This window comes from Roseovarius aestuarii (assembly GCF_019966515.1).
In the GTDB taxonomy this organism is placed as follows: domain Bacteria; phylum Pseudomonadota; class Alphaproteobacteria; order Rhodobacterales; family Rhodobacteraceae; genus Roseovarius; species Roseovarius aestuarii.
In genome coordinates this window covers 21,959-32,819 of the sequence record NZ_JAIMIB010000027.1, presented here as the reverse complement: position 1 = coordinate 32,819, position 10,861 = coordinate 21,959, and the positions used below count along the sequence as shown (strand labels likewise).

At 55.2% G+C, this 10,861-nt stretch carries 8 protein-coding genes; 3 read left to right on the top strand and 5 right to left on the bottom strand.

Annotated elements, in window-relative coordinates; all coding sequences use genetic code 11:
- Together LC334_RS21205 and LC334_RS21200 are read left to right on the top strand one after the other, a co-directional pair.
- Positions 1–201, top strand: a 201-nt coding sequence (locus tag LC334_RS21205) for a hypothetical protein (RefSeq protein WP_223413112.1), incomplete at its 5' end; no start/stop codon positions are given.
- Positions 202–435: 234 nt separating this feature from the next.
- Positions 436–1,590 carry a hypothetical protein gene (locus LC334_RS21200; RefSeq protein WP_085802373.1) on the top strand — a complete coding sequence of 385 codons (1,155 nt, stop codon included), beginning with the start codon at positions 436–438 and terminating at the stop codon, positions 1,588–1,590.
- 413 nt (positions 1,591–2,003) lie between these two features.
- Here LC334_RS21200 and LC334_RS21195 read toward each other — a convergent pair whose 3' ends face one another.
- The 4 genes from LC334_RS21195 to LC334_RS21180 are packed head-to-tail and all read right to left on the bottom strand — an operon-like array spanning position 2,004 to position 7,604.
- On the bottom strand, positions 2,004–3,188 hold the full coding sequence (locus LC334_RS21195; protein WP_085802372.1) for an acetyl-CoA C-acyltransferase: 1,185 nt from the start codon (positions 3,186–3,188) through the stop codon (positions 2,004–2,006).
- Positions 3,185–5,305, bottom strand: a complete 2,121-nt coding sequence (locus tag LC334_RS21190; protein WP_085802371.1) for a 3-hydroxyacyl-CoA dehydrogenase NAD-binding domain-containing protein — start codon at positions 5,303–5,305, stop codon at positions 3,185–3,187. The genes LC334_RS21195 and LC334_RS21190 overlap by 4 nt, the downstream gene beginning before the upstream one ends.
- An 11-nt stretch (positions 5,306–5,316) precedes the next feature.
- On the bottom strand, positions 5,317–6,003 hold the full coding sequence (locus tag LC334_RS21185; RefSeq protein ID WP_085802370.1) for a dimethylsulfonioproprionate lyase family protein: 687 nt from the start codon (positions 6,001–6,003) through the stop codon (positions 5,317–5,319).
- Positions 6,000–7,604, bottom strand: a complete 1,605-nt coding sequence (locus LC334_RS21180) for a fatty acid--CoA ligase (RefSeq protein WP_085802369.1) — start codon at positions 7,602–7,604, stop codon at positions 6,000–6,002. The genes LC334_RS21185 and LC334_RS21180 overlap by 4 nt, the downstream gene beginning before the upstream one ends.
- A gap of 248 nt (positions 7,605–7,852) precedes the next feature.
- Between LC334_RS21180 and LC334_RS21175 the strand changes: the two genes are divergently transcribed.
- A complete protein-coding gene (locus tag LC334_RS21175) occupies positions 7,853–8,764 on the top strand; it encodes a LysR substrate-binding domain-containing protein (protein ID WP_176237789.1) in 912 nt (303 codons plus the stop codon).
- 63 nt (positions 8,765–8,827) lie between these two features.
- Here LC334_RS21175 and LC334_RS21170 read toward each other — a convergent pair whose 3' ends face one another.
- A complete protein-coding gene (locus LC334_RS21170; protein ID WP_085802367.1) occupies positions 8,828–10,384 on the bottom strand; it encodes an ABC transporter substrate-binding protein in 1,557 nt (518 codons plus the stop codon).
- Positions 10,385–10,861: the final 477 nt, after the last annotated feature.

Sequence of the window (10,861 nt, the reverse complement as noted above, 5' to 3'; positions counted from 1 at the left end):
AAGCGCGTGCTTAGTGCGAAGAGGACTTGGCACTGGGGCAAAGCCTATCGCGAAGTTGGTGTTCGCCGCGCCTACGGAGCCGCTGCCGCTGAAGTCGAAAGCATTGAACATCAAGTCGGTCGCACCGGGCTGATGGAGCTTATTGCCCGGGCTGAAGCGGGTGAGGATTTCAACGCCGTTCTGGCAGACCTTCTTAGCTGATATGCGATTGATGGTTCATCTGATTCAACTTCACTGGAAAAGCCGTTATTCGACAGCCTTGCCAGCTGCTCTGCGGACAAAGGATAAATTTGCACGAATTGTCCGCTGAGTCAGTACGGAATTTGCTCGGAAATAGATATGATTGGGCTTACACCTGCAAACAACCCAAGCGAGATAATTCACTTGAGTGATCTCGCTCAGGTCAGAGCGCTATTGTCCAATAGGAGATGTCGGATGCCGAAACATTTGCTCAGTGCTACCGCCAAATCCGCCCAGGCGACAAACCAATTGCAGCGTCGTGTTAAGTCAAACGAACGTACAGACATTGCGCAGGGCCTGGAAGAACCCAATCTGGCAAACCTTCAGATGAAAGCTGAAGACAGTAGTGCAGTTCGACAACTGAAAGCTCTGCAGCGAAATGCAGACGCGTCTGCGACAATACAAGGCGCTAGAAACCACCTGATCTCCAAGAGCACACCTCATCCGGTGATCCAACCCCGTTGGATTGCAACTAAGGGCGGCTTTGTGTGGAATCAGGCCATTACCGGCGTCCGTTGGCATGCGAATTCCGAAGGATTGATGTGGTATGATGTCGTCAATGAAGATGATATCAAATTTGCGGATCGTGAGACTGTACTAGCCGAAGCTGGCCGACGAGAGCCGCGCACGTACTGGCTTGCCCACAGTGCCGCTGGCTTCGATATTCTTTCAAATCTCGATGCGACAGTTGAGAAGCAGGATTCTGGTAAAGATGTGGTTTCGACAGCGAAACTGAAGAAATTCAAAAGCAGTCAATTCAAAGAAATATTCCATCTTCCAGACGGGCGACTCTTGGCGGTGTTCAAAAGCGGAAGTGACGCAGACGCGCTTTCCGAAGTCACCATGCTTCATCGGATCGCTGAGCATGGTTTCACAACGGCATCACCAGAAATCATACAGGTAGATTTTGGAGGAAAGCGCACTCTTGGTATAGCGATGGATGAGGTGAAGGGCGTATTCGTGGATACCAAGGTCGATAACACCGACCTAGTTGGCTATTTGCTGCAACAAGCCGCTTTAGGTAATTCGCCTCCGACATCGGAATTTGGACTTGTGAATACAATGAGAGCCATGATGGCCGCAGAGGAAGGGAAAGGTGCCACGCCAGATAAGGCCGTGATTGCTAAACTTCTCAGTGATCTCAAACAGATTCTTGAAAGCAAGGAAGAGTTCATTATCAATGACCTTCAGTTCATCGTACAACCAAACGGCGCTATTGTGATTATCGATCCTCAGTCCGCAGGCGTTCCGGCGCTTTTCGGAGAGTCCGAGCTAGGTTTTGCCAAAGACCTTTATCGTAAACTTGGTGAAGCCCGTGATTGGCTCGAAGAACACGGCGGTGGAAAGTAATCTGAAGTCAGCTCTATTTGCTCTCATCGTCCCGAATGGCAACTTTGTCCGCATTGCTGTCGTTTGGCGATGAAATGGCCAACTGAAAACGTCGAATGTCTGGTATGAGCCCTGAGCGGAAGTGTCAAAATCTTGCTGCACGTGCACCCTGCGCAGATTTTTTTGCATACGCGCAAATTCTCATGTTGCGGCGCGGCGGCGATTCCGGCCATTCGCGCATAGCGCAGCATTTTTTGAGGTGGGAATTTACAGGTCGCGGACCTTTCAGACTTTCGCTGCGAGTTCTCAAACGGCTGCTATTTGCACATTGCGCCCGACATAAAACGCGGCGTGGGAACAAAAAGACTTTCACAGATGCCAGGTTGTCAATGTCGCAGCCAGGTAACTCTTGGTCTGAATTCATTTCAGCAGGGTCAGGCGACTTCGAACAACGCTGCGGCCCCCATGCCTCCGCCAACACACATAGAGGTCACCACGTATTTTACGCCACGACGCCTCCCCTCAAGCAGAGCGTGCCCGACTTGTCTCGCGCCTGTCATACCATAGGGATGGCCAATCGATATGGCACCGCCGTTCACGTTGTAGATTTCGGGATCGATCCCAAGGTGGTCGCGGCAATAGAGAACCTGGCAGGCAAAGGCTTCGTTAAGCTCCCAAAGGCCGATGTCTTCGATGCGAAGACCTGCATTCTTCAGCAGCTTTGGAATTGCAAAGATCGGGCCGACCCCCATCTCTTCCGGTGCGTTTCCTGCAACAGCCATGCCGCGATAGATACCTAGCGGTGTGAGGCCCCGCTGCTCAGCCATTTTGCCTTCCATGAGCACACAAGCCGCGGCACCGTCAGAAAGCTGGCTTGCGTTTCCGGCAGTAATCACGCCTCCTTCGACAACCGGATTCAGCTGGCCAAGTGTTTCGGCCGTCGTACCCGGCCTGTTGCCTTCGTCTTTTGACAAGGTCACTTCTTCCAGGGTTTCCTCTCCGGTTTCGCGGTTCTTGACCCGCTTAATCGCTGTGATCGGGACGATCTCGTCATCAAAGGCGCCAGCGGCCTGAGCCCGGGCGGTCCGGCCTTGGGAAAGTGCGGCGTATTCATCCTGCACCTCGCGGCTGATCCCATAGGTCCGGGCCACATTTTCCGCCGTCATCAGCATCGGCATGTAGGCATGCTCGGACCTCGCGATAACGTTTGGATCTTTCTCATCGCCCGCCCATTTCAGATAGGCATTCTGAATGGCGGAAATATTTTCCTGCCCGCCTGCCACGGCGACATTCTGACCATCCACAATGACCTGCTTTGCAGCCGTCGCAATGGCCATCAACCCGGAGGAGCATTGCCTGTCGATCGTCTGTCCTGCCACCGTATTGGGAAGGCCCGCCGCCAGCGCCGACAAACGGGCGACATTCATGCCTGCGGTTCCCGCAGTCAGGACCGATCCGATGACGACATCTTCGATCGAACCGGGGTCCACACCTGCACGTTCAACCGCGCGCTGAATGGCGTGCCCCATCATGGTGGGGGATTTGATGTTGTTTAACGCACCTTTGAAGGCCACCCCAATAGGGGTTCGTGCGGTTGAGACGATAACGGCTTCTCTCATGATTTTTCCTTTTTGGCATCAAAATGTGCGGCAAGTGTCACACCCGAGGTTGCAAGTTGTTCCAGCAAAGGCGCAGGCGTGAACCACATCTCGCCATAGGTACCAAGCGACTGCTGATAGTGGGTCATGCGTTCCAAAATCTGGCTTAATCCAATCTCGTCGGCATATTGCATTGGGCCGCCGCGCCAGTTTGGAAAGCCATAGCCATTGACCCAGATCAGGTCGCAATCACCCGGGCGCGTTGCAATGCCCTCTTCAAGGATCAAGAAGCCCTCGTTGATCAGGGGGAACAGACAACGCTCAAGGATTTCCTGATCGTCGATTTCCCTGCGCTTCACGCCATGCAAGTCCGCCAGCTCGGAACTGATTTGAACTATCTCAGGGTCTTCGACCCGTGTCCGCCCCTCGTAGACATAGCTTCCACGCCCGGTTTTCTGACCCAGTCGGCCCAGTTCAAACAACCTGTCCTGCACAGCCTGGTATGTCGGGTCATGTGCGATTTCACTACGCCGTTCCTGACGCACGCGTGCGCCCACATCGACACCGGCCAGATCCGCCATTGCGTGAATACCCATGGCCATGCCGAAGTTCTCCAGGACGGCATCCACCTGTTTCGGCGTCGCCCCCTCAAGAAGCAGACGGGACCCTTCGCGGAAGTATGGCTCTAGCATCCGGTTTCCAACAAAACCGTAGCAGACGCCAACCGTGACAGGGAGCTTTCGGATCTTCTTTGCGACTGTGATTGCCGTCGCAATGACATCGGGAGCGGTCTTGGCGCCGCGCACCACCTCCAGTAAGCGCATGACATTCGCCGGACTGAAGAAATGGAGACCAATCACATCCTCCGGGCGTGACGTGACTGCGGCGATTTTATCAAGATCCAATGTCGATGTGTTCGAGGCCAGTATCGCGCCAGGCTTTGCGTGTCGGTCCAGGGCTTCAAAAATCTGGCGTTTGACATCCATGCTTTCAAACGCCGCTTCAATGATCAGGTCGGCCTCTGCAAGGTCGCCGTAGCTGAGCGTACCGGTGGCGTTGGCGGCGATTGCCTCTGCCCGATCGGCACTGAGCCGCCCTTTTTGGGTCGCGCGCTGGAAATGCTCCCGGACCTTTTCCAGCCCCAGTTCGAGCGCGCCTTGCGTAGTTTCAAGAAGCGTGACCGGATACCCCGCCTGCAGAAAGGCGATGGCAATGCCGCGCCCCATTGTTCCTGCGCCGATCACGGCGACCGATGAAATGTCACGTGGTCGGTCAGCACGAGTGACACCCGGAACCTTGGTGCATTCACGTTCTGCAAAGAACAGATGCCGCCCGGCGCGCGACTGCGGTGTGTCGAGCAGTTCGGCGAAACCTGCCTTCTCTTGTGCCAACCCCTCGGCCAGCGGCAGTTCGCATGCGGCCTCGATGGATACCAAACATCGTTCAGGGGCGACAAGGTTCTTGGACTTTGGTGCAATCTGATCTCGGAAACCCGCGAGAAATCCCTTTGGATCAGGGTGTGTGACGGTCATATCCGCGCAACTGCGTTTCGGATCGCCCTCATGGCTGACACGGGTGGCAAAACCCAAAACATGCGTGCGAAAATCCTCGTCGTTCTCAAACAGTGCGTCGACCAGCCCGCAAGACAGGGCATATTCGCCCTTCACAGAATCCCCCGACAGGATCATTCGCGTTGCCGCTTCCAGCCCGGCAATCCGGGGTAGTCGCTGGGTGCCCCCGGCGCCTGGCAGCAGCCCCAGTTTGATCTCAGGTAGGCCCATCACGGCATTCGGCGTGGCGACACGGTAATCACAGGCAAGCGCGATCTCCAGCGCACCCCCCATCGCAGGGCCTGCTATCGCGGCGATAATGGGTTTTTTGCTGGTTTCAATCGTTTCACACAGGTCTGGCAGGTCCGGCTTGTCCCAAACTGCCCCGGTACGGAACTCGACGATGTCAGCGCCGCCGCAGAAGAGCGGCAGAGCCGAGCATAGAACGATAGCTTTGACCTGTTCATCGGCGTCCAACTCGTGGATGGCCGAGGAAAGCGCCTGCCGCATCTTCAGGCCAAGAGCGTTCACCGGTGGGGCATTCAGCTCAATGAAAACGACACCCTCGGTGTGTTTAATGGAAATCATGTTCGGAAACCTCAATCAGGCTGTTTGGAAAGATCCTGTTCGACCTCGGCCCAGTCGTCGAAATGGATCACATTGCAGGGTGAATGCACGTTCTCGAGCCAGACAAAGACGGAGATGAATGGCTGGTCATAGACCCGGGTGGCGTGGGGATCGCCCGCCGCGTTCCAGATAAGTGATCCAGCCGGATAATCCTGCCAGTCACGGGTGCCAAACCGCCAACCAGATTTCTCGGACAGGTTCAGGTACAGCTCTGGCGCGTCGTGGTTGTGGTCGCGATACAGCGTCCTTGGACCCAGCATGAAAATGCCAAGGTTGAAATCGGGATGGTGATGTCCACATGCGTCTGGCCCAATCAGCAGAGTATGTAGGTTACACTTTGTGTATCCCTCGCCCAATTCGGCACCAGGGGGATAGAATTGGGCGTTGTCTTCGCGCCAGATCAGATCATCCTTGGCCGCTTTCAGACAACCTGCGATTTCCTGCAATTCGGGGGCGACAATCCCGGCGATGGCGTTCTTCAGAACCTCATCGTGCCGGGTTCCTTGGGGAGGTAAATCAATGAGCCTCTCACCCTTCAGGTCCATGGCTGCCAGCTTGTCCAACGTCAGGTCAACGCCGCGCGTGGCAGCTCTGTGAGCCTGCAGATAGGTGACAATGGACCCGATAAGCGCCTGAATACGGCGTTGCTTGTCTGTCATGATTTAAAGTCCGAGCGCGTTGAAATATCTTTCCGCACGAGTTTCTTGTCGAGCTTGCCGACGCTGGTTTTAGGTAGGCGGTCGACAAAGACTATCTCGTCTGGAACCGCCCATTTTGAGATCTCGCCTGCACCGACACGCGACTGGATTTCTTCAATGACTCTCAAGCGCACAAGATCCGGATCGGCATCCTTTGCGGCTTGAGCGACCAACACTGGCCTTTCGCCCCATTTCGCGTGCGGCAGCCCGATTGCTGCGACGTCCTCAACGCCGCTGCAAGACGATGCTATGTTTTCCAGTGCCAGCGAGGAAATCCATTCGCCGCCGGTCTTGATCACATCCTTGAGGCGATCCGTAATCTGCAAAGACCCATTCTCGCGGACATACCCAACATCTCCGGTATGAAGATACCCACCGTCCCAAAGCTCATCAGAGGCTTGCGCGTTATCCAGATAGCCTTGTGTCAACCAGGGAGCCCGAGCAACAACTTCACCGGTAGTTTCGCCGTCATGCGGGACGTCTTTCATATCCGGTGTCACAACGCGAAGGTCAACAAGAGGGCCGGAGAAGCCGGTTTGCGCCTGCACCTCTGGATCGTCGCTGGACAAATCGGCCACCGTCAGAAACGGACAGGTCTCGGACATACCATATGCCGCATGCAAGGATATGCCTGCCGCCGCCGCCCGGTCCTGCAGACTGCGCGGCAAAGCGGCCCCGCCAATGATGACCTTCCATTGGCTCAGGTCAGTTTGCGGGCAGCCCGGATGGTCAAGCACCATTGACAGAACCGTGGGAACGCAATGGGAAAAGGTGACGCCTTCGGCTGCAACCAATCCCAAGATTGTGTCAGGGTCATATCGACCGGGATAGACCTGACGCAGCCCCAGCATCGTTGCGGCATAGGGAAACCCCCAGCCGTGGACGTGAAACAAGGGCGTCAGAGGCATGTAAACGTCGCCGCGATGAAACCCGGCGTTTCCGGGCCACGCACCAAAGCCGGCGATCAGGCCCAAGGTGTGAAGGACCAACTGCCGATGTGAATAACTCACCCCTTTGGGATTGCCGGTTGTCCCGGTCGTATAAAACAGGGTTGCGGTTTGGTTTTCATCGAAGTCAGGGAAGTCAAAGCTGTCTGGGGTCTCGCCTATCCACTTTTCATACCCTTCACCGTCTCCAATCGGCATGATTATGATGTCCCGATCGAAGCCCGATTTGATATCCTCAACGAGCGGCATGAAGTCCTGATGCACGATGATCAGGTCCGGCTGCCCATGGTTGATTGTATAAAGAACCTGGGCAGGAGATAGACGGACGTTGATCGTGAAAAGGGACGCGCCCATCATCGGGATCGCAAAAAAACACTCAAGATAACGGTGCGTATCCCAATCCATGACACCGACGCGCATGCCCTCATGTATCTCACTGGCCTTTAGAGAATTGGCAAGTTGGCGCACGCGTTTGCCCAACTCCGCGTAGCTCAGCCGCATTTCGGTGCCGCTGACGATTTCCTGGCAAACGGACGCAATGTTCGATCTGGTTAACAAGTGTTTGATCAGCAACGGATAGCCATATGCGTTTGTCGAAGGCGTTATTGATGGCATAAAGGCGGAATCCCTGAGCTTCTTTACTTGCCAGTCTGGCATTTCTCACCCAGTTGAAGAATTGAAAGAATTTTCCCTTCATCAAGATTTTCTAACCAATGCCAAAGCGCTGAGAATTGCGTGTGACCAGCTGAAAAGCTATGAGAAAATCTATGAAGACTCAGGAATTCCCGATTCTGTCGTCGGTTATCCCCGCTCAGTGATGAGCAGACTGCAATCATCGAGGTGGCCAACCGGTGAAGACCCAAATGCCAACATTGGTTTCGCTACGCGCGTTTGAGGCAGTGGCGCGCCATAGGAGCTTCCGCAAGGCAGCTGACGAGATTTGTGTGACGCATGCGGCAGTCAGCCACCAGGTCAAAGCGCTGGAAACATCAATCGGTGTCAAACTGCTGGAACGCACAAGTCGTTCGGTCGAACTGACACCGGCCGGAGAGCAATATTACCCGCCGATCCGCGAACATATTCAGGGTATTGTCAAAGCCACGCGGCGCATCCAGACACCTGAGGAACCGGACGTGTTGCTCGTTCAGTCCTACGCAAGTTTCAATACGATGTGGCTCCAGCCCAGATTGGCTGAATTTCTTCAGGATAATCCGGATACGCGCGTGCGCATTGTCTCTACTTTTGAAGACGGTGATTATGATATGCACCGGTTCGATGTTGGCGTGTTCAACGCGCCACCGTTTGACAAGAGATTTGATTACAGCCCATTGTTCGAAACGGATATCTACCCGGTTTGCGCGCCAGAGGCCTTGAATTCCTCAAACGGTGGAATGCCGCTGGAAGAGCTAAGCAATTTCTTGCTGCTGAGTATCCCAAACACATGGAATGAGCCGGATGACTGGGATTGTTGGTTGGATGCGGCAGGCTTGGACCGCGGCACTATGAAATTTGGCTCGATTTTCGACAATTACCCGCTGGTCCGTGAGGCTGTTCTGAACAATCACGGGATCAGCGTCGCGAGGGCACCATTTTGCGCGCGTGATCTTGAGAGGGGGCGCCTGGTCAGACCGTTCGACATTTCGGTGCCGGAGCCAGGCCGCTGGTATCTGGCGACGCAAAAAGAACGTGCACCCAACCCGAAGCTCGACACGTTTGTTGACTGGCTGTTCGAACAGATCGAGGCCGACCCAACCATGCGGCTATTTCGGGCCTGACTGTAAAGCATTTTGAATTGGGATTAGGGTGTCGGGTCCACCGACACCCCGGTTTTCATGAGGTTAGGCGAACCACCAGCGCTCCATGAAGCGGTTGCCGTCGAGATCCCAGTCAGATCCCATGACTTCGGGCAGACCCAACTTGTCGTTGACTGCAAAAACCCAGTCGTTGAACATTGGAATGATCGCGCCACCATCGGTCGCGCAGATTTCCTGCATTTCCCAATACATCTCGCGGCGCTTGGCATTGTCGAGTTCGGCACGCGCCTGGATCAAGAGGTCGTCAAACCGCTCGTTGCACCAGAAACTCTCGTTCCAGGACGCGCCGCACTGATAGGCCGTCGAGAACATTTGGTCCGGAACCGGACGGCCGGCCCAGTATGAGAAAGTAAATTCCTTTTTCATCCAGACATCAGACCAGTAGCCGTCATTCGGTTCACGGATCACGTTGATATCGATACTAGCCGCCTTGGCCGAGGCCTGGAAAAGCACCGCAGCGTCCACCGCACCGCCAAAGGCCGCGTCCGCAGCCGACAAATTCACCTGCAAATTGTCTATGCCGGACTGCTGCAAATACCACTTGGCCTTATCTGGATCGTATTGTTTCTGCTCGAGTTCAGAGTTGAAGTACTGTTCGCCAGCACCGACCGGATGATCGTTGCCAATCGAGCCGAAGCCGAACAGGATCTTGTCCACCATCTCTTGACGGTTGACGCCGTATTTCAGAGCTTGGCGGACATTGTTGTCGTCATAAGGCGCCCGGCGCACATCCATCGGGATCGAGTAATGCGCCTTGCCCGAGATTGAGTGGACATTGACACCCGGCTTGCGCCCCAAAAGCCCGGCAGTTTTCAAATCTACCCGGTCAATCACATCTACATCGCCCGAAACAAGCGCCGTGGTCCGGGCGTTCAGGTCGATCAGCGCCAGAAATTCGACGGAATCGAAGAAAGCCACGTCATCGCGCCAGTGGTTTTCATGCCGCTCCAAATTGGCCGAAACGCCTAAGTCGATGGAGGCACTCTTATACGTTCCGCAGCCATTTCCCGACTGCCAGTCAATCGAGTCGCCATCTGCTTTGCAGATCGGCAGGTGGTAATCAGTGAGAAGGAATGGGAAGTCGGCATTGCCACCGCTCAGTTTGAAGACAACGGTGTCGTCGCCCTCGATAGTGATATCCCGTACCGGCTCGACGAGCGGCGCTGCCGCCGAGGTCGAGCCTTCGCCACGGTGGAAGTTGATCGAATTGACAACGTCCTGAACGGTAAGCTCTTGCCCATCGTGGAACTGAACGCCCTTGCGGATCTTGAAACGCCATTCTGCGGCGTCCTCTGATGCTTCCCAGCTTTCCGCCAGTTCTGGCGTAAGTGAACCGTCAGGACCGACTTGGGTCAGACGGCCATGCACAGCATGTGTCCACGCAATCATAAAGCCAGAATCATACAGGCCGGGGTTCAGCGTGTCGGTTGTCTGGCCATGCCCAAGGCCAACCCGCAAATGACCACCTCGTTTGGGCGCGGCTCGGGCCGCACCTAATGGCAACGACGCGGCAGCAACTGTCGCTGCAGTGGTTTTCAAGAATCCGCGGCGATCGAGAAGGCCGCCTTTGATAAGAGTCATGTTCGTTCTCCCTGAATGTTCCGATTTGCGACCGCACGCCCGTCAGCAGGGGCCGCTGTTTGAGCCGACGTTTCACCGGATTGGACACTCGAGTTGTATCGGCAGGTCTATGCGCAAAAGAACTGAAAAATTTTTTGGATCATGTACAAATTCTAACCAGTTGCATATTGAAGTTGAGCTCAGTCTCGGCAGTTTTCCCGCCAAAGAAGGCGTCTCCGGTGAATGGCTCTATCAATTGCGCATGCGGGTGGCTGCACGAATCTTCTCAAGAGGCGATCGGAGGAGTCACCCCACCAGAGGATGACCGCTCTGTGCTCATCACGCCCATTCGAGCGCGATGCAGCATCGGTAGATTTGGGCTCTGAACGGCCTGATGCCCATGCGGCAATGCCATTGCGGCAGGCTGAACGAGACCGGCCATTTGCCAATCTCGCCAAAACCATGATTTTACAGTGGCTCGGACGGTGCGCTGCCGTT

Bases quoted from the DNA above. Each gene is read 5' to 3' on its own strand.
- LC334_RS21195 (WP_085802372.1), bottom strand. From the start codon at position 3,188: ATGAGAGAAGCCGTTATCGTCTCAACCGCACGAACCCCTATTGGGGTG.
- LC334_RS21170 (WP_085802367.1), bottom strand. From the start codon at position 10,384: ATGACTCTTATCAAAGGCGGCCTTCTCGATCGCCGCGGATTCTTGAAA.
- LC334_RS21200 (WP_085802373.1), top strand. From the start codon at position 436: ATGCCGAAACATTTGCTCAGTGCTACCGCCAAATCCGCCCAGGCGACA.
- LC334_RS21180 (WP_085802369.1), bottom strand. From the start codon at position 7,604: ATGCCATCAATAACGCCTTCGACAAACGCATATGGCTATCCGTTGCTG.
- LC334_RS21185 (WP_085802370.1), bottom strand. From the start codon at position 6,003: ATGACAGACAAGCAACGCCGTATTCAGGCGCTTATCGGGTCCATTGTC.
- LC334_RS21190 (WP_085802371.1), bottom strand. From the start codon at position 5,305: ATGATTTCCATTAAACACACCGAGGGTGTCGTTTTCATTGAGCTGAAT.
- LC334_RS21175 (WP_176237789.1), top strand. From the start codon at position 7,853: ATGCCAACATTGGTTTCGCTACGCGCGTTTGAGGCAGTGGCGCGCCAT.